Here is a 19,355-nt window from a genome sequence, read left to right on the forward strand (position 1 = left end):
TAGCAAATCTCCTTCGCCGGCCGGTACTTTTCCGGCCTGTTGTGAATAGAGGCATAACGATTGAGAATTGAAGCGGCAACGAGGTGACACCTTTCGAAAAGGTGTCACCTCGTTGCCTCATAACCCTTATCTTGCATGCTTTATTCAAGTATCCGGTAATCATGAAATATCTGCTAACCTTCGCCCGCATCTTCGTAGGAGTACTGTTTATTTTCTCCGGTCTGGTAAAAGCCAATGACCCCCTCGGACTCAGCTATAAAATGCAGGAGTTTTTCGAGATATGGGGCATGGGATTTCTCGACAACTATACGCTGGCCATGTCTATTGGCATGAATGCTTTCGAGATCATTGCCGGTGTGGCGGTACTGGTAGGCTGGCGGATGCGCCTGTTCAGCTGGCTGTTATTACTACTGATCATATTCTTCACGTTCCTGACCGGCTATGCTGCCTTATCTGGCAAGGTGCGCGAATGTGGCTGCTTTGGTGATTGTATACCGCTTACGGCTCACCAATCGTTCCTGAAAGACCTGATACTGCTGGTGCTGATCGGTTTTATATTCATTTACCGCAATAAGATAAAGCCCATCATGCCTTTTACCGGCAGCATTGCCGTACTCTTCTTCTCTGCAGTTTTCTCTTTCGCTTTGCAATGGTTTGTATTGCTGCACCTGCCCGTTGTTGATTGTCTTCCTTATAAAATTGGTAACAACATCAACGAGAAGATGCAGATACCTGCAGGCGCTATTCCCGATAGCACCGTGATCAGCTTCGTGTACCTGAAAGAGGGCAAGGAAGTAGAGTTCACCGCCGCGCAGTTCCCGGAAGACTTTGATGACTCTTTATACAAGTTTGTAAAACGGTATGATAAGCTGGTGCGCAAAGGCAATGCAGAGCCCAAGATCAAAGATTTCGCCCTACAAACTTATTACAAGAATGACACTACCAAGACGTTGATGCAGGAGGACAAATACCAGCTTTACCTGTTCCTGAGAAATGATTACAATTCAGGCAACTGGCCTGAGCAACTGGAAGAGGTGATAAAATCGGCTGCACTAAAAAATGTAAAGACCTTCCTGGTCACGAGCATTTCCATTGACGACCTATACACTAAATCGGTGCCTCCTGTGTTCAATATGATGCTGCCGCTACAGTGTGATCCGGTGGTCATCAAAACAATAGCCCGTACCAACCCGGCGCTGTATCTGATCAAAAATGGCACTGTGCTTAACAAGTGGAGCTATGCCGATCTGCAAAAAGCGCTGCCCGTGATGGTCACGTTACCGGCGCAATAAAAGGCATTAGCTGTTAGCCTTTAGCGATTAGCTAACAGCCAATGCTCAACAACTAAAAGCTAATACCTAACAGCTAATACCTCATTCATTGATTAAGTTCTTTACCAAACGGGTGTTGTATGGTCTCCTGGTTATGCTGGGTGTAGTGGTATTGGTGTTCTTCCTGTTTCAGGGCTTTGGCGACCCGTCGAGGCTAATGCTGGGACAAAGCGCCGATGCTGCCACGCGCGACAATATCCGCAAGGAGCTGTACCTCGATCAGCCGGTGTGGAAACAATTTGTATTGTACCTCAATGATGTTTCGCCTGTGGGTGTACACAGCCAGCAGGAAATAGACAAGAAAAAGCTGAACGGCTGGTTTGCCGGTGATGAAACGAAAGTGGGGGTGAAGGTGCCTTACCTGCGCCGCTCGTACCAAACGAAGAAGGACGTGTGGGAAATGCTGATGGCAGCTTTACCCCGTACCATCATCCTCGCACTGGCTGCTATCCTGATCGCCATTGTACTGGGCATACCATTGGGCGTGATCGCTGCGGTGAAGAAAGATACCTGGATGGATACCTCGGCTATCTTCACCAGCGTATTGGGTATTTCAGCGCCGTCGTTTTTTATGGGCATCGTGATCGCTTACCTGTTTGGTTTTGTATTGAGCAGCTACACGGGCCTGAACATGACCGGTAGTTTGTTCGATACCAACTATCCCTTCGATCACAAAGAGCTACAATTAAAGAACCTCATACTGCCCGCCTTTACATTGGGCATACGTCCGCTCGCCATCATTACTCAGCTTACGCGTGGCTCTATGCTCGATGTGCTGAACCAGGATTATATACGTACTGCTTATGCCAAGGGGCTCAGCCGTCGCACTGTGATCTGGAAGCATGCATTGCGCAACGCGCTCAACCCCGTGATCACGGCTATCACAGGCTGGTTCGCCGAACTGCTGGCTGGTGCTTTCTTCGTAGAATATATCTTTGGCTGGAATGGCATTGGCAAGCTGACAGTAGATGCGCTTGAAAAGCTCGACTTCCCCGTAGTGATGGGGTCGGTATTGATCACCTCTTTCTTCTTTATCGTCGTGAACATGCTCGCAGATATTCTCTACGGCGTGGTGGACCCGCGGGTAAGACTGCAGTGATTATTTAATGACAACTTCTTTAACGGAATTTTCTCCAAGGCGTTCATTGACGCGTTGAATGATCTGTTCTTTCTGGTAAAGCAATTCCTGTTTGAGTGGAGCTACTGTGGTAGTAATGTATAACGTAGTGCCGTAGATCTGTATCTTGTCTGTGTATTTGGCAATGGTCTTGCCCATGATCTGTTCCCATACATCCTCTATTTGCAATGCCTGCATTGGCCCTTTGTAACGGGGGTTGCGCATGAAATGCTTCAACGCATCGCTCATTGAATATTCTCCCATGGGTGCAAGTTAAGAAGAAGTTTACAAGTTGAACGGTTTAAAAGTTGACAAGGCCTATATGCATGCTTGCCAACACGTGAACTTGTAAGAATGGGGAACTATTACACATTAATGTATCGTCGCGGGGGCTCGAAGGATGACATGATCACATCGCGAGGATGATATTGTGGACGTACACAACTGATCAGGTGGTAACCTGTTTCGCTGATCATCCACTCACGCGGGCACAGCATCAAACTGCGTTGTGCAGGTCCCTTTTCCATTTCGAGTGATTTTTTCAACAGTTCGAGTGCATAGAGTCGTAAACCTTCTTTGTTGGCGCTGATCGCACCTGCTTCTCCAGCCTCATCAGTAGTGTAAGAAAAAAATGCTACGTGGGGGTCGTTCGTTTCTTCCAGAAACGCAATAACAGATTCAATAGAATTAATCATAAGCAATCGCCTTCTCCTGTTGTAATATACGTTTTAATCATCATTGTTGGATGGGTAAAACTACTTTTTCATTTCGGTAAGTGCAATTGATTAAAGGCAAATAACCTGGTAGGTGCCGATGAGCTGGCCAAAATGTTTGCGAATACGTTCTTCATGCGTGTCGGTGATAAATAATTGCCCGGCATTTTCGACGCAAACTTCCCGGAGCAAATTGTGCATGCGCTGTTCGTCCAGCTTCTCGAACACATCATCGAGGAGTAAAAGTGGCGCAAATCCTTTGGCCGTCTTTAATGCTTCAAACTCAGCGAGTTTGAGGGCAAACAAGAGACTTTTCCGTTGCCCTTGGGAAGCGATGCTTTTAAAAGTTTGTTGCTGCAATTGGATATCGAGATCATCTTTGTGAATACCACTGGTCGTTCTTTGCAGCAGGATGTCTTTTTCCCGAAATCGGAAAAACAGATCAGGGAAGGAATATTGCAATAGCTGGCTTTCATAGATAATATCCAACTGCTCGTCTACTCCAGCAATCTGCCGGTAGAATTTTCTTACTGCCGGAATAAAGCTGTGCAGAAATGTTTTCCTTTTCTCATGCACATAGCTACCATAATGTACCAACTGCTGATCATACACATCGAGCAGACTGGTATCGGAGAGCCTTCTTTCGGCCAGCGATTTCAGAAAGCTGTTGCGTTGTTGCAGTACCCTGTTGTAATCTATCAGGTGTAGCAGGTAGGTAGCGTCCAGCTGACACAACAGCGCATCCAGGAAACGCCGCCGCTCTTCGCTGCCACCGGTGATGATCTGTATATCATCGGGCGCAATGATCACGCAGGGGAATTTGCCGATATGGTGGGCAAACTTTTCGTAAGGCTCATCGTTGAGGAGAAATTCTTTCTTACCGGTTTCGCGTAGTATGCAAACCACTTTCAACGGCTCGCCATGTAGGGTAAAGTGTGCTTCGATGCGGAAACCAGCGGCGCCCTTCAATACATTCTGTCCATCGGAACGGGCGAAATAGCTCTTGGTAAAACAGCAGTAATAGATAGCGTCGAGCAGGTTGGTTTTGCCAATCCCGTTATTGCCGGCAATACCTACAACGCGGTCATTGAAAGAGAATGAGGCCTGTGGGTAATTCTTGAATTGAACCAGCGATATGGAATCCAGCTTTAGCAAGGCTGCAAGATAAGACAGCCATCACACTTATTGCCCAAATCGATACACTTACCAGCCAAATCGTTGCACTTATAAACTCATCATTGCTCATGCTTCAACTTAATGCGTACTTACCGCCTCAACAAACCTTCATTAATATGAAAAAGATCGTCTTCATTTTTTTGCTGTACGCAACAGCCGGTTATGGGCAGGGTTGGATGGGCAAGCGCCCCTCTTTGTATGCCCTCAACGATTCCCTACAACTTACGCCCCTCAACGTTGGTATCGGGACCAATGCACCCAGCGCCCAGTTTCACACCACCGGCAGTGTGCGGCTGGCTGGCATTACCAACAACAATACTTTCAACAGGGTGCTTACGCAGGATAGCAATGGGGTATTATTCTGGCGAAACGCAGCCACGCTGGGCGGAGGGAACAGTTGGTTGCTCACTGGCAATGCAGGCACCAATCCATCTACCCATTTCCTGGGCACTACTGATTACAATAGGCTTGTATTGAGGACCAACAATGTGGAACAGGCTACCATATTGCCCAATGGTTTCACAGGCATAGGCACTTCCACTCCCCAGGTACGATTGCATGTGATCAGCGACAATAATCCTGGCTCGATGGGATTTCCCTATGAAGGTGAAGTGTTTGAAAGAGATGGCGATCATAAGTTTGGCATCTATTCCACAGCATCAACCAACGATATGTCTACGGCTGGCGGGGCATCCGTAGCACTTGGATATTCTAAATATATCGACCCGCATACCATGATGCATCCAGGCTATGAAATGCAGTATGGCATATTTCCGGGCAACACTTCTTATTTTCTCCGCTTCAATGCGTTGTCCAGGGGTTTGGGAGGCCAGGTCTATGATTCTTATGCCAATGTATTGCTGCTGGACGATAGCGGCAGGGTAGGGATCAATCTTTTTAATGGCAACCCACCTGTGCCACCCACGGCCAACCTGCACGTAAATGGCACCGTACGTTTTGAGAACCTGCCGGCAGGTGATGGCTGTCCGCTGGTAATAGATGCGCTCGGTAACGTATTTGTGAGCCCCTGCGACCAACCGGGTGAAAAAGTAGCCGGTAAACCCCATAGCACGATTGCTCAATTGGAAGCGAAAGTAAGTACACTGGAACAACAACTTAATGAATTGCGCACGCTGGTCAACGCGATGACCGTAACAGGAACTGCCAGCAAACCTTATTCGGTTTTCCCCAATCCTGCGGGCAGAGAACTAACCATTACGCCTAATGCGGGCAAATCAACCGAAACCAAAAGTGCTGTAGTGCGGGACCTGAGTGGCAAAATTGTATTGGACAAGATAGCCTTCCAGCATACAGCCCGTGTTACCCTGGGCCATATTGCGAATGGCGCTTACCTTGTTTCGATCTATGACAAAGAGAATAAACTTATTCAAACAGAAAGGATCATCGTGCAGCAATAATTACTCTCTTACATGGTACGCCAGTTGGCAGCATGATAACACAAGGAGGTCGTCTTGACGGGAAGACGGCCTTCTTCTTTGCCTGCATCAATGCATGCGGTCGCCGCGTACTTCCAATTTGTTCATGACATCTGCTTCGTACGTCAGCCATTCCTGCCAGCGTTTACGCACCAGCGCTTTGTCGATATAGGTTTCAGCCAATTCGATGAACAGGTGATAATGCCCTGCTTCGCTTTCCATGAAACGGCGGTAGAAATTGCGCAGGTAGGCATCATCCAATCCTTCACTCAACCGTTTGAAGCGTTCGCAGCTGCGGGCTTCTATGAGGGCAAATATGAGTAGTTTGTCAAGGAAACGGTCATCCTGATGGCCGTCTTTCTTTTGAAAGTCCATCAACGCGTTCACATATGCATCCTTCCGCTGTCTGCCGAGTTTCAGCTTGCGCTTATCCAGTTCGGCCAGCACCAGCCTGAAGTGTCCCCATTCCTCGGTGACAATGGGCGAAAGCTCACGTACCAGTTTCTCCTTTTCACTGTATCGCTGGATCAGGGAGATGCAGCTGGTGGCCGCTTTTTGCTCACAATATGCATGGTCGGTCAGGATATCCTCCAGGGAAATCTCCGCCAGGTTTACCCAGCGCGGATCCGTAGGCAGGTGGAGACCGAGGATATTCTTTACGTCATTCGTTTCCATAGGCCGCAAGTTAGGAAAAAAGCGATGAGCCATGAGCTGCCCAACAACAGGAAGCCTTTATCTTTACCGGCTCAAATAGCCCTTCCCAAACGAATACAGGCGCTACCGATGAACGACGACTTCCTCCATAAAAAACTCGATGAGCGCAAAGCGGCCCAGGCTTTCCGGGAGCTGCGGCTGCCGGATAGTAAAACAGATTTCTGCTCCAATGACTACCTAGGATTGATACACCACGGACTGATCGAGCAGTATATAGCGCTCTCGAAGCTATCCTTTAAACACGGTTCCGGCGGCTCGCGCCTGCTGGCTGGCAATTATGGCCGGGCAGAACAGGCAGAACAAGCGCTGGCCGCCTTCCATGCGGCACCGGCCGCCCTGTTGTTCAATTCGGGCTACGATGCCAACCTTGGCCTGCTGAGCAGCGTGCCGCAGCGGGGCGATACTATTATCTATGACTCCCTCAGTCATGCCTCCCTGCGCGATGGCATCCGCCTCAGCTTTGCCCAATCCTTCGCATTTGCTCACAACGACCTCGATGCGCTGGAAAAAAGACTACAGACTGCTACCGGCACTATATTCGTGGTCACAGAATCGGTATTCTCGATGGATGGGGATATGGCGCCGCTCGAAGCGATGGTGCAACTGTGCCGGCAATATGAGGCACACCTCATCGTAGATGAAGCGCACGCCACCGGCGTGGTAGGGGACCGGGGAGAGGGGCTGGTGCAACAGCTGGGATTGCAGGATGCCTGCTTTGCCCGTATCCATACTTTTGGCAAAGCAGTAGGTTGTCACGGCGCAGTGATACTCGGCAGCGAAACCCTGCGCAACTATCTCATCAACTTTTCCCGGGCATTCATTTATACAACGGCTCTGCCCGAAAGCAGTGTGGCCGCCATACAGGCAGCCTATCATCTTTTTCCTTCCATGCGGGCCGAAAGGGATCACCTGCATCAACTGATACAGTATTTTCAGCAAACGCCGCTGGTATTTGAGAAACTGCCCTCTATTACTCCCATACAAGTGGTCATCATTCCCGGCAACGACAAGGTAAAAGAGATCGCCCGCCGGCTACAGTCGGCGCAACTCGATGTACGTCCCATCTTATATCCTACGGTGCCAAAGGGGAGTGAAAGGTTAAGGATCGTGGTGCATGCGTTCAATACGATGGAAGAAATAAAGAAACTCCAGGAAGTGCTCTCGAAAGAACCTCACTTCACATAAAACGTTTCATTGGGCCCTATGCCCTCGATCTGCATCGTGCATTCTTCCGTGAACCACTCATAGTGTGGCTGGTCGGCTTTGATGATGATAAAGCTGCCGGGGCCATACACCGGTACTTTGGCTGTGGTATCATACCTGTCGCTCATGCCAATACGAACAGATCCACTGATGATGGTTACATAGATATCGCCGTTGTGAATGTGGGGCAGGCCTTTATAGCCCGGAGGAAAAGTGCTGCGCTCTACAAAGAAACCGTGCTGGTTGCGCATACCGGCCAGGTAAACATTCCGGCGCCCGCTGGGCAAAGTGGTATCCAGGGCAGGCGGAAGGATCATCGCTGCTACATCGGCGGGAGGGGGAGCAGATAGTTTTGCATGTTCTGGTTCGGCCTGATCTTTACAGGCCAGCCATGGAATCAGTAACAATGCCATGGCATGACAAGCTGATCTTTTCATAGCAAAACAATTTGAGGTGAGGAATATGGAAAGAACTACCTAAAAGTTACGACATTTCAGGCAATACTCCACACGCTGCCAATTAAGGCACATCACTCAAGTTGGGTGCTGTAGAAAAGCTTGCTATAAACTGCCCCGGGATGAAGGGCAGCAAAAGAAATCACATCCCGGCTTTATGATCAAAAGCCGGACATTGCACGGACAGTAAATGTTGTAGTAAAGACCGGTCTTACATCACGAGGCCTACCACGAAGAGGCAGCATACGAGTGTTACACCAGCTAATTTTTTAAGACGGAACATGTTGATGGCGGTAGATTTCTTCTTCATACAAAAGCGGATTTAGGATTGGAAAATTGGATTTATATGCAAGATAAAATACCAACATTAATAATGCAAACACTAAAACGTATAAATTATAATAACAAGTGTGGGGGCTATACAGCTCGGAGTGAGCGATTTGCAGTCACAAGCCAGAGGCTTGTAAATAGGCGTCATCCCGCCATGCGGCGGGAACGCTGACGACTGAAGAACAAAAAACCGGCCTTACGGGGCCGGTTCAATTTAACGACGGATTTAGCAACCTATGACCGATTTGAGTAAAAAACGTTGGAAAGTGTTGTTTTAAAAACCGGTCCCGAAGGACCGGTTTTCGATGACAGATGAGCCACCCAGTTTCATAAAGGCGTTCGGTTAAAAACGACGACTGTTTAAATGTTCCCTCAAACTCTGGTGTAAAATTGCGCGCTAAATGCTTGCCGCACAATACAATTTTGTGGTATTACCAGTTCGTGTTACTTTTAAATCGATTTCTTTAAACCCCTTCCGGTAGTATGAGAATTGTCCCCTTTCTGATATCCGCTGCAGTGACCATAGGATTGGTCGTTGTCTTAAGTATGTCCTTGGGAAGCATCCCCCCATTGGGCAGTTTCCTGAGTCCCCAGGAAGGCTTCTGGCAGAATGCCGAGCCCACCGACCTGGACTACAATACCACCTTGCGCCTGCCGCAACTGAAAGAGAAAGCGTCGGTTTACTTCGACGACCGGCTGGTGCCCCACGTTTTTGCCCAGAATGATGAAGACCTGTATAGGATACAGGGTTACCTGCATGCAAAGTTCAGGTTGTGGCAGATGGAATTTCAAACGCATGCAGCAGCAGGCAGGTTGAGCGAAATAATAGGGAAGGGGGAAGACAATCTGATCCTTAGCTTCGACCGCAATATGCGCCGCCTCGGCATGGTATACGCTGCTAACAACTCTCTGCAGGTGATGGAAAGCGACACCTCCACTAAAAAAGCACTGGATGCCTACACGGCAGGTGTAAACGCTTACATCGATCAACTCACTGCCAGCAGCCTTCCATTGGAATACCGCCTGCTGAATTACCGGCCCGAGCATTGGAGCAACCTCAAAACAGCGCTGTTCCTGAAATACATGAGCTATGACCTCACCGGCTCAGAGAACGATATTGAATATACCAACGCCAAAGCGGTACTGAGCAAAGAGCTCTTCAATAAGTTCTATCCCTTTACACAGGATTCGCTGAGTCCTATTGTTCCCAGGGGCACTGCATTTGCTCCACCAACCGTTCACCCCGTAGCGCCTGCTTCTGCCGACTCCCTGTATTTCCAATGGAAAGACAGTGCCGCCATCACGCTGCTTCAAAAACCGGATAAAGACAATGGCAGTAATAACTGGGCGGTGAGTGGACAAAAGACACAGAGCGGACGCCCCATTTTGTGTAATGACCCTCACCTTGGATTGTCATTACCATCCCTCTGGTACGAAATGCAACTGCATACCCCGGAAAGTAATGCCTATGGCGTTAGCTTCCCCGGTTCTCCGGCTATCATCATTGGCTTCAATGATCATATTGCCTGGGGCGTTACCAATGGCACCCGCGACGTGAAAGACTATTATGCCATCCGCTTTAAAGATGAATCCCGCAACGAATACTGGTTCGATAGCGCCTGGAAACCGGCAGACATGAAAGTGGAAGAGATCAAAGTGAAAGGCAGTCCGAGTATTTTCGACACCGTGTCCTATACCATCTTCGGCCCCGTGCAATACGATGCTTCTTTTGATGGCTTTGGACGCGCCACTGCCTCTACCAACTTTGCCCTGCGCTGGAAAGCACATGACGGCTCCAACGAGTTCAATACTTTTTACCTGCTCAACCGGGCCAAAGGATATACCGATTACCTGGAGGCTATCAAAGGGTTCAGCTGTCCCGGGCAAAACTTTGTGTTTGCCAGCAAGGATAACGAAGTGGCCATCTGGCACCAGGGGCAGTTCCCCGCCAAATGGCAACGCCAGGGCGATTTCATCATGCCTGGCACCGACAGCAGCTACATGTGGCAGGATAACATACCACAATCTGAAAACCCACACGTGGCGCCCGGCAGCGAGTTTGTAAGCAGCGCCAATCAATTGCCTGCCGATACGGCCTATCCTTACTACATGGGCGGCGCTTATGATCTGTACCGCGGTCTTATCATCAATCGTCAGCTGCGTTCTATGAACGGCATTACGGTAGACGATATGAAACAGCTGCAAACCGATAACTACAATGTGTTTGCAGAATCAGCCCGGCCCATACTTCTTCGATACATCAAGGAACACATGCTCACCAACGAAGAGAAGAACTTCTTAGCCGTGCTGCGCTCCTGGAACCTGCGCATGGATACGGAAGAAAAAGGCGCGCCCATCTTCGTTACCTGGTGGAGCAACCTGGAAGCCGAAGTATGGAGCGATGAGCTGGAAGCAGCGCCCAAGCCGGTCATCTTCCCTGAATCGTATACGCTGGTGGAGGCTGTCCTGAGGGATTCTTCCGCTTTTGCACAAGCCGATAATATCAAAACGCCTAATAAGGAAACCATTGCCGATGCAGTGACGACCGCCTTTAAAAAAGCAATACCGGTACTGAAAAAGGCCGACGGAGAAGGCAGACTGGCCTGGGGTAAATTCAAGGATACCGGTATCCGTCACCTGCTGCGCCAGGGTCCGCTGGGCCGCCTGCACCTGAATACAGGTGGCGGCGACAATGTGATCAATGCTACCAAACAATTCCATGGTCCGAGCTGGCGCATGATCGTTCACCTGACTGATAAAACTGAAGCATGGGGCATCTATCCCGGCGGCCAGCAGGGCAATCCCGGCAGCAAATACTACGACAATTTTATAACCAAGTGGGCAGCTGGTGAATACCATGCTTTGTGGGTAATGGAGGAAGGAGATACGAAAGCACCACAGGTAAAATATACCATGACCTTTAATAAGTAATGCTCAAATACTACCAATGAAATTCATTGTTTCCATCCTATTGATTGCCTTATTAAGCTTCGCAGCCGGCATGTACCTGGGCTGGTGGAGCCTGGCTGTGGCAGCCTTCATTGTCGCTGCCCTCATTCCCCAAAAGCCCTGGAAGTCTTTTCTTTCCGGTTTCCTTGGTTTATTCCTTTTATGGGGCATACTGGCTGCCTGGATCGACATGAAGAACCAGCATATCCTTTCGCAAAAGATGGCACAAATATTTCCTGTTGGCGGTTCTTATATTCTGCTCATTATCGTAACGGCCCTGGTGGCCGCTATCGTAGCTGGTTTTGGCGCACTTACCGGAAGCTATGTGCGGAAAAAGTAAGATGCATAGACATCAACATCATGAAGTCGTTTCCCAGGCAGGATCATACTTAACGAAAAACGACAACCATATAGCGCGCGACAGGCGCATCAGGTAGGGTTGCAGCAGGATGAGCGCTGCTGTATTGATGCCCAGCCACCAGAAAAAACGGTTGTCATGGACGGAAAACCCTATCAATACCCACCACGCTACAAAGGTGGCAACAGAAATGGCTACGGTAACCGCATAGCTCACATAGCTGGTGCCATAGTAAAATCCTACTTCAATTTCCATGTGCTGACTACAAACAGGGCAATGCGTATTCATCTTCATGAACTGCTTCAGGTCATAAGAATTTTTCGTTTGGAACATATCGCCCTTTCTGCAACGGGCACATTTGTGCAATAAGAGGCTCCTTATATAACCGGGCTTATTGTCTTTCTTCGACATTGGTAAGTAGTTGTTTTTAAAAATCTGTATCCTTTGTACCCAACTCCTGCGGACGGTTTTTACGTCTTTATCCAGAACTTCAGCAAAGTACCTACATGTGATTCGGCCAGGCAATAACGGGGTGGCACCCTGTCTTCCAGCGTGTGAAAAGTGGCCAGCCGTGTGCCGGCAGGCATTGCATCCAGCTTTTTATAGAGATAACGGTTGTAATAATTATAAAGAGCTGTAGAAAAAGTAATGTTCTCATCTATCTTATCCGTATCGGTAAGATGTTCATAAAAGGAATTGTAGAAATAAAAATGGTCATACTGTGCAAAATCAAGCTGCGTAAAATTGCCGTGTATAAAATGTACGTTGGTCAGTCCCAATATACTCTTAGCGGCATTGGCATGATCTACCAGGTCCTTGCGCTGCTCGATACCATAAAAATGAGCGGCAGGATGATGGTAGCCGCCGGAAAGGCAGCACTTGCCCACGCCACTGCCAATATCCAACACCTTTGCGCCCGGGGAAGGAGAGAGGAAGTTAGTCACCATTTCAGCAATGACCAGAGAGGTCCAATGCCTGCGCGCCAATTGTTGCATGGCCAATGGATACAGATGATGAAACTGCTCATCCGAACTGAACCAGACCGCCCTGCGTACGCGCAAATCAGTAGCCGGTGTCTTCATATTGCAAAATTACCTGCTATGCCAAAGGGCTGCTATACATCTTTATCAACTCAAAAAGTGACATTTGTCAATTTTTTATATGGTAACTTCGAACATAGTATGAGTATCAGTGGCATCTTTCCCATCGATAAATGGAACTTTAAAAGCCAGTCGGTCCTGGCCAATTTACCGGCAGAAGATCTGGCTATACTCACAGCCCATCAAAGTGAACAGGTCTATGGCAAAGGGGAAGTGATCTTCCGGGAAGGCGCTTATCCTTCCGGCATCTTTTATGTGAAAAAGGGGAAAGCCAAGAAATATAAAGTGACCAAAGATGGAGGAGAACAGATCATTTATGTAGCCAACCCCGGCGAGTTGCTCGGCTATCACGCTGTATTGGAAGGAGACCGTTATCCTGACTCTGCCGCCTCGCTTGAAAACAGCACTATTGTTTTTATCCCCAAAGAAGACTTCCTCGAAGTATTGCAACGTTCCCCTGTATTGAGCAGCAGGTTGTTGAAAACACTCAGTCATGAATTTGCCGTCATGGTCAACAGTCTCACCCTGTTTACCCAACGTACTGTACGGGAAAGACTGGCGCTTCAACTGGTAGTGCTCCGTGAAAAATACAAAGTAGACTTTCAACCGGGCATGCCGGTTGAGATCAACCTGTCTCGCGAAGACCTGGCCAACCTTGTAGGCTCCACGCGCGAAAACATTGTACGCATACTTAGTGAGTTTAAAGAAGCAGGCATCCTCGAAACAAAAGGCAGGAAGATCATCGTACAAAACGTAGTGGCGCTAATCGATATCGCCAATTACAAATAGGCAGACAAAGGTTGTTAAATCTAACTAAAATATGCCTTGCGGGGCATCGTCTGTAAACAAAGCCATTATTTTCGCCACACAACTACAGCTATGAGCAAAACCTTACTCGCTTTAACCGTATTACTATTATCCTCTATTTGTTCGCAGGCCGGCCGTATAACCGGCACCGTAAAAAACCAAAAAGGCGAAATATTACCGTATGCCTCCGTGTTTGTAAAAGGAAGTACGCTCGGTACCACCACCAATAGCCAGGGCAACTATTTCCTCGACCTTGTTCCCGGCACTTATACCATCACCTGTCAGTATGTAGGTTATACCAAAGCAGAAAAGACTGTTACCGTCACTGCCGGTAACCTCACCCTGAACTTTGAGCTGGATGTGCAGCAAACTACCATGAAAGAAGTGGTGGTGAAGGCCAATGCCGAAGATCCGGCGTATGAGATCATCCGCAATGCCATCCGCAAACGAAAGGATTACCTGGCGCCGCTGGACTCCTTTACCTGCGAAGCTTATATCAAAACGCTTGTCAAAACACGCAAGATGCCCAAAAAGGTGTTGGGCAAAAAGATCGAAGACAATGACAAGCAGGAGATGGGGGTAGATTCTACCGGCAAAGGCATTATACACCTGTCGGAATCGCTCACGAAGATCGCTTACAAAAAGCCCGATAAGGTAAAGCTGGAAGTGCTGTCGGGACGTGAGAGTGGCTCCTCCAGTGGTTATGGTTTCAACTTTCCCACGTTTATCAACTTCTACAACAACAATGTCAATGTGTTGACATCCCAGCTGAATCCGCGTGGCTTTGTATCGCCCATTGCGGATGCAGCACTCAGCTATTACGCTTATAAATATTTAGGTTCTTTCTGGGAAGATGGCAAAGAGATCAATCAGATACAGGTGACAGCGCGTCGCAACTTCGAACCATTGTTCAACGGCACCATCAACATCACCGAAGGTGACTGGCGCATACACAGCCTGGAGCTTACGCTCACCAAGAAGTCGCAACTGGAATTGCTGGATACCATGCGCATCAAACAAATACATGTGCCGGTGACCAAAGATGTGTGGCAAACGAAAGACCAGGTAGTATACTTCACCTTCAACCTGTTTGGCTTCGATGCGGTAGGCAACTTCCTGAACGTGTACAACAAGTACGAGACTACGCCCACTTTCAACAAGAAGTATTTCAACAACGTGGTGATCAAATACGATACGGCTATCAACAAAAAGTCAAAAGCTTATTGGGATTCTATACGTCCGGTGCAGTTGGAGCTGGAGGAAGCGAAAGATTACAAGATCAAGGATAGCATGAACCAATACCGCCGTGACTCTGTGTGGACCAAGGCGCATATCGACTCCATGCGCAGGAGACAAGGCAAGATCACGCCTATGAAAGTATTGTACAATGGTTTCTCCCGCTATAACTACAACCCCAAAGCACCTACCTGGTTTACCTGGAAGCCCTTGCTGCAACTGGTGCAGTACAATACCGCAGAGGGCCTTGTGGTAGGTGCGCAGGCTACCATACAACGTTCTTTCCCCAAGCTGAAACAACAGATCAGCTTTACGCCGAACATACGCTACGGGTTCAGCAACCAGCACCTCAATGCCTGGGCCACCTTGCAATGGTGGAAACGCAGCTTTACCTGGGCAGAAGACGGTGGCACCACCAGCCGGTCTGTATGGTCTGTATCAGGCGGTAAAAGAGTGAGCCAGTTCAACCCCGACAATCCTATTACACCGCTCATCAACAGCTTATACACGTTGTTCAACAGGCGCAATTACATGAAGACCTATGAAAACTATTTCGGTCAGATGACCTTCAATAAACGTTTCGACAGTGACCTGCGCATCACAGGCGATGTGCTGTATGAAGACCGGATACCTATCGACAACACCACCGACTATTCCATTTTCAAGGATAAGGACAAGATATTTACCCCCAACTACCCCTGGGAAAAGATCGGTTCCCAGTTCATCCGCCACCAGGCGTTGATAGCAGGCGTTACCGTGCAATACCAGCCCGGTCAGCGATACATCCAATATCCGAACTCCAAACAGGCCATCGGCTCAAAATATCCCACTTTCTCGGCTTCCTATAAGAAGGGGATAGAAGCATTGGGCAGTGATGTGGATTTCGATAAATGGTCTTTCTCCGTTTGGGACGATATGAACTTCAAACTGCGCGGCGCCCTGAAATACCGCCTCAGCATTGGTGGCTTCATCAACGACAATAAAGTGCCGATACAGGACTACCGTCACTTCAACGGCAACCAGCTGCTCTTTGCCAGCAAGTACCTCAACAGCTTTCAGCTGGCGCCTTATTACGACAATAGCACTACTGCCGCATTTTATGCAGTGGGGCACCTCGAACATCATTTCAATGGATTCCTGACCAATAAGATCCCGCTGTTCAAAAGGCTCAACTGGCACCTTGTGGGCGGCAGCAATGCCTTCTTTGTAAACAAGAATAACAACTACGTGGAAGTGTTTGGCGGTATCGAGAACATCTTCAAACTGGTGCGGGTAGATGTGGTAGCCTCTTACCTCAATGGCAACAAAGGCCAGGTGGGCATACGCCTTGGATTGGGAGGGTTAATAGGCGGAGCGATACAGCTGCCGCAGTAGCTATTTTCCCATATTCAGAAAATCGTTCCCAGGGTGGGAGCGATTGGCGGGTCTGGCACGGCCTTTCCCGTTTAAAACTGGATTGGCACGCGGATTGAAATAGACTAATCGGTTTTTCATAGGATATTGGATTTTGAAAACGGGGCTGGATTTCTATTCGGGCCCTTTTTTTTTACATACTGCTGAAGTCTTACCTCTGACCGCCGGTTTTCTCACCACCACCACGGCGTCATCATACCGGCAAACGAAAGACCGGTGATATACACAAAGCACACCACCACGATCAGGGCGATAATCGTAAACGTATGTTGCCAGCGGCGTGAATACGTTGTCCGGAAGAAGAAGCTATACACCAATGCGAGATACGTGAAATAAATGATCAGGAAAGGGGTATAAGATACCTTATCGGTATTGAAGATGCGTAGTAAGGAAGCTACCAGCAATAGCAGATTGAACTGTGCGGTGAGGTACGTATTCAGGATCACATTCTCCCAATAGTTGTACCCACTTTTGCGAAAGAAAAGCCAGGTGATCAGGCTGATGATGGGAATCATGAAGAAATAGAAGAAGCTGGGGTATTTATCGAAGAAATGCCCTGTATTGATCAACACCTTGTTGAGCAGCGAAGGTTCGACAGAGATCGTGCTTTCCACACCCTTTTTAAGCAGGTAGCCATCTACCAGGTGCGCCGCGAAAGTGCTCACTGCGGTAAGGATAAATACATAAGCCAGGGGCTTGAAGTGCTTTACCCGTCTGCCAGCCATATACTCCCGCATGCTGGCTGCCGGTCTCACGAACAACTCCTTCATCGTAAAGAAGATACCTTTGTCTACATGGAAAATACTGTGCGGTATTTCATGCGCCAGCGAGTGGTAGGTGATCCGCTCCGTGTCTGCCTTTTGGCCGCAGTGGGGACAATATTTGCCATCGAAGTCGTGCAGACAGTTCTTACAGGTAATACTCATGCAACAGGGTGTTGGTTTGGGAGCTTAAAAATAAGGGGGAAAAGTGGTATCTTTGCGGCGTTTCAAAATTTTGACTGTCAGGCATACGGTCACAAAATTTTACCCATGGCACTATTACACAACAGAGTCTCCCAAAAGGAGCTGAAGGAACGTTTATACCAGGAGACAGAACCCCGCACTACCATTTCCTTCTACCAATATTTCCCCATTCCGGAGCCCCAGGTTTTTCGCGATACACTATATGCAGCATTGCACACCCTGAAGGTGTTTGGCCGCATCTATGTGGCCCATGAAGGCATCAACGCACAGATCAGCGTGCCGGCCGGCAACTTCGAAGCGCTGCAACAATACCTGTATTCCATCCCGGCATTGAATGGCCTGCGCCTGAACATTGCGGTAGACGATGATGGCAAATCATTCTGGGTGCTTAAAATAAAAGTGCGCGACAAGATCGTGGCCGACGGCATCACCGATCCTACTTTCGATATGGCCAACAAAGGCAAGTATGTGAATGCACAGCAGATGAACGAGCTGCTGAAAGATCCCGACACCATCGTGGTGGACATGCGCAATCACTATGAATACGAAGTAGGGCATTTCGACAAAGCCATTGAAGTGCCCAGCGATACTTTCCGCGAACAACTGCCCATGGCGGTAGACATGCTGCAAGACCAGCGTGATAAGAACATCATCATGTATTGCACCGGCGGCATTCGTTGTGAGAAGGCCAGTGCCTATATGCTGCACAATGGTTTCAAGAACGTCTTCCACCTGGAAGGCGGCATCATCAACTATGCCCGCCAGGTGAAGGAGCAGGGCATGGATAGCCAATTCATCGGTAAGAACTTTGTATTCGACGACAGGCTGGGAGAGCGCATCACAGAAGATGTGATCGCCAAATGCCACCAGTGTGGCAAGCCTGCCGATACCCACACCAACTGCGCCAACGAAGGCTGTCACCTGCTCTTCATCCAGTGTGAGGAATGTGCCAAACAATACGAAGGCACCTGCAGCACTGCCTGCCTTGACTTCATCCATCTGCCTGAGGAAGAACAAAAAGAACTGCGCAAGGGCGTGGACAAAGGCAGCAATATCTTCAATAAATCGAGGGCGAGGCTCAGGCCAAGGCTGGAGTAATCCCCTCATTCGGTGATAGGCTACGCTGCCGCCAAAGCGGATATTTGACCTTCATCAATATACAGTAGCATGTCGCAGTCATCCTTATTGTCGAGGGTTTCACACCGCATCATATCATTCCTTGACCAGCGGGTGTTTGAGGTAGATCCGGATTACAACGATGAGATCGTTTCGGCCATGTACAGCCTGCACAAGATATTCCCGCAGTGGCTCATCATGACCTGCCCGGTACAACACAACAGCTTCTTCTATGTAAGTAACAACTGCTCCGATATCATTGGCCACATGTCGGAACAACTACAGCGCCTCCGGCCCGAAGGCTTGATAGAATTGATCCACCACGCCGACATGGCGCATCTGCAAACCTGCTTCAGCTATTGCGAGTCCATCGTGAAAAATGAGCCCAAAGGCCACCAGCATATACGCTGCACTTTCAACTACCGCCTGCAACATGCCAATGGGCACTATCTTCATATGCATGATGAAAAGGCGGCATTTCTACTTTCCAATGGCAGCATGGTCTACTTCTGCATGATGCGCGACATCACCCATGAAAAGCCCTTTGCAGGCGTGCGGGTAGAAGTATTCAAGCAAAACGGGACCACCACCACTAAGCTCGGCGAATGCCATCCGGCCAGAACGGAGCAGAAGCTATCTCCCCGTGAGCAGGACCTGATCGTATTGATCAGACAAGGCCTTACCACCAAAGAAATTGCCCACCACCTCCATATCAGCCACAACACCGTACGCAATATCCGCAGCAAGATGTTTGAGAAATACCAGGTCAACAATGTAGTGGAGTTGCTAAACAGGACCATGTCGTTCAATCCCAAAAGTCTGGTTGAACATTAAGCGCTTATTCCGCCAAAGCGGGAGCCCCCCTTTCAGGAGACTCCGCTGGGAAAATAGAAACGCCTCACAGGGTAGGAGAGGGCACTGTTGCAGCCCTGCTCG

Annotated in this window: 18 protein-coding genes; 10 read left to right on the plus strand and 8 right to left on the minus strand. The window is 48.8% G+C overall.

Annotated elements, in window-relative coordinates; translation table 11 throughout:
• The first annotated feature begins 161 nt into the window (after positions 1 to 161).
• Complete coding sequence (locus tag AC5JBY_RS17620; RefSeq protein ID WP_495905945.1) at positions 162 to 1,292, plus strand: BT_3928 family protein; 1,131 nt, start codon at positions 162 to 164, stop codon at positions 1,290 to 1,292.
• An 88-nt stretch (positions 1,293 to 1,380) separates the two neighbouring features.
• A complete protein-coding gene (locus AC5JBY_RS17625) occupies positions 1,381 to 2,430 on the plus strand; it encodes an ABC transporter permease (RefSeq protein WP_495905946.1) in 1,050 nt (349 codons plus the stop codon).
• Here the strand turns inward: AC5JBY_RS17625 and AC5JBY_RS17630 are convergent, their stop codons facing one another.
• The 3 genes from AC5JBY_RS17630 to recF all read right to left on the minus strand — a co-directional run bounded on the left by AC5JBY_RS17630 (position 2,431) and on the right by recF (position 4,316).
• The gene (locus AC5JBY_RS17630; protein WP_495905947.1) at positions 2,431 to 2,712 is read right to left on the minus strand and encodes a DciA family protein; all 282 of its coding nucleotides are present in this window, start codon (positions 2,710 to 2,712) and stop codon (positions 2,431 to 2,433) included.
• 101 nt (positions 2,713 to 2,813) lie between these two features.
• Positions 2,814 to 3,143 (minus strand): hypothetical protein, encoded by a 330-nt coding sequence (locus AC5JBY_RS17635; protein ID WP_495905948.1) that lies wholly within the window; start codon positions 3,141 to 3,143, stop codon positions 2,814 to 2,816.
• A gap of 90 nt (positions 3,144 to 3,233) precedes the next feature.
• Positions 3,234 to 4,316: a DNA replication/repair protein RecF gene (recF, locus tag AC5JBY_RS17640; protein WP_495905949.1), complete on the minus strand. Its 1,083-nt coding sequence runs from the start codon at positions 4,314 to 4,316 to the stop codon at positions 3,234 to 3,236.
• Positions 4,317 to 4,453: 137 nt separating this feature from the next.
• Between recF and AC5JBY_RS17645 the strand changes: the two genes are divergently transcribed.
• On the plus strand, positions 4,454 to 5,755 hold the full coding sequence (locus tag AC5JBY_RS17645; protein ID WP_495905950.1) for a T9SS type A sorting domain-containing protein: 1,302 nt from the start codon (positions 4,454 to 4,456) through the stop codon (positions 5,753 to 5,755).
• An 87-nt stretch (positions 5,756 to 5,842) separates the two neighbouring features.
• On the opposite strand, the gene AC5JBY_RS17650 is transcribed toward AC5JBY_RS17645, so the two are convergent.
• Positions 5,843 to 6,448: a MiaE family protein gene (locus AC5JBY_RS17650; RefSeq protein ID WP_495905951.1), complete on the minus strand. Its 606-nt coding sequence runs from the start codon at positions 6,446 to 6,448 to the stop codon at positions 5,843 to 5,845.
• A gap of 24 nt (positions 6,449 to 6,472) precedes the next feature.
• Here AC5JBY_RS17650 and AC5JBY_RS17655 point away from each other — a divergent pair, with 24 nt between their 5' ends.
• Positions 6,473 to 7,672, plus strand: a complete 1,200-nt coding sequence (locus tag AC5JBY_RS17655) for an aminotransferase class I/II-fold pyridoxal phosphate-dependent enzyme (protein ID WP_495905952.1) — start codon at positions 6,473 to 6,475, stop codon at positions 7,670 to 7,672.
• On the opposite strand, the gene AC5JBY_RS17660 is transcribed toward AC5JBY_RS17655, so the two are convergent.
• Complete coding sequence (locus AC5JBY_RS17660; protein WP_495905953.1) at positions 7,660 to 8,127, minus strand: cupin domain-containing protein; 468 nt, start codon at positions 8,125 to 8,127, stop codon at positions 7,660 to 7,662. The genes AC5JBY_RS17655 and AC5JBY_RS17660 overlap by 13 nt on opposite strands.
• 831 nt (positions 8,128 to 8,958) lie before the next feature.
• Between AC5JBY_RS17660 and AC5JBY_RS17665 the strand changes: the two genes are divergently transcribed.
• Both AC5JBY_RS17665 and AC5JBY_RS17670 read left to right on the plus strand, forming a co-directional pair.
• On the plus strand, positions 8,959 to 11,406 hold the full coding sequence (locus AC5JBY_RS17665) for a penicillin acylase family protein (protein ID WP_495905954.1): 2,448 nt from the start codon (positions 8,959 to 8,961) through the stop codon (positions 11,404 to 11,406).
• A 16-nt stretch (positions 11,407 to 11,422) separates the two neighbouring features.
• Positions 11,423 to 11,764 carry a hypothetical protein gene (locus AC5JBY_RS17670; RefSeq protein ID WP_495905955.1) on the plus strand — a complete coding sequence of 114 codons (342 nt, stop codon included), beginning with the start codon at positions 11,423 to 11,425 and terminating at the stop codon, positions 11,762 to 11,764.
• Positions 11,765 to 11,782: 18 nt separating this feature from the next.
• Here AC5JBY_RS17670 and AC5JBY_RS17675 read toward each other — a convergent pair whose 3' ends face one another.
• Positions 11,783 to 12,115, minus strand: a complete 333-nt coding sequence (locus tag AC5JBY_RS17675) for a DUF983 domain-containing protein (RefSeq protein WP_495905956.1) — start codon at positions 12,113 to 12,115, stop codon at positions 11,783 to 11,785.
• Between the two features lie 137 nt (positions 12,116 to 12,252).
• Positions 12,253 to 12,864 carry a class I SAM-dependent methyltransferase gene (locus AC5JBY_RS17680; RefSeq protein ID WP_495905957.1) on the minus strand — a complete coding sequence of 204 codons (612 nt, stop codon included), beginning with the start codon at positions 12,862 to 12,864 and terminating at the stop codon, positions 12,253 to 12,255.
• A 99-nt stretch (positions 12,865 to 12,963) separates the two neighbouring features.
• On the opposite strand from AC5JBY_RS17680, the gene AC5JBY_RS17685 reads away from it, so the two are divergent.
• Together AC5JBY_RS17685 and AC5JBY_RS17690 are read left to right on the plus strand one after the other, a co-directional pair.
• Complete coding sequence (locus tag AC5JBY_RS17685) at positions 12,964 to 13,671, plus strand: Crp/Fnr family transcriptional regulator (protein ID WP_495905958.1); 708 nt, start codon at positions 12,964 to 12,966, stop codon at positions 13,669 to 13,671.
• Between the two features lie 90 nt (positions 13,672 to 13,761).
• Positions 13,762 to 16,299, plus strand: a complete 2,538-nt coding sequence (locus AC5JBY_RS17690; protein WP_495905959.1) for a DUF5686 and carboxypeptidase regulatory-like domain-containing protein — start codon at positions 13,762 to 13,764, stop codon at positions 16,297 to 16,299.
• Between the two features lie 212 nt (positions 16,300 to 16,511).
• Here AC5JBY_RS17690 and AC5JBY_RS17695 read toward each other — a convergent pair whose 3' ends face one another.
• On the minus strand, positions 16,512 to 17,264 hold the full coding sequence (locus AC5JBY_RS17695; RefSeq protein ID WP_495905960.1) for a DUF3667 domain-containing protein: 753 nt from the start codon (positions 17,262 to 17,264) through the stop codon (positions 16,512 to 16,514).
• A 105-nt stretch (positions 17,265 to 17,369) separates the two neighbouring features.
• Here AC5JBY_RS17695 and trhO point away from each other — a divergent pair, with 105 nt between their 5' ends.
• Together trhO and AC5JBY_RS17705 are read left to right on the plus strand one after the other, a co-directional pair.
• Complete coding sequence (trhO, locus tag AC5JBY_RS17700) at positions 17,370 to 18,401, plus strand: oxygen-dependent tRNA uridine(34) hydroxylase TrhO (RefSeq protein ID WP_495905961.1); 1,032 nt, start codon at positions 17,370 to 17,372, stop codon at positions 18,399 to 18,401.
• A 69-nt stretch (positions 18,402 to 18,470) separates the two neighbouring features.
• Positions 18,471 to 19,253 (plus strand): LuxR C-terminal-related transcriptional regulator, encoded by a 783-nt coding sequence (locus AC5JBY_RS17705; RefSeq protein ID WP_495905962.1) that lies wholly within the window; start codon positions 18,471 to 18,473, stop codon positions 19,251 to 19,253.
• Positions 19,254 to 19,355: the final 102 nt, after the last annotated feature.

The organism is Paraflavitalea sp., from assembly GCF_059502485.1.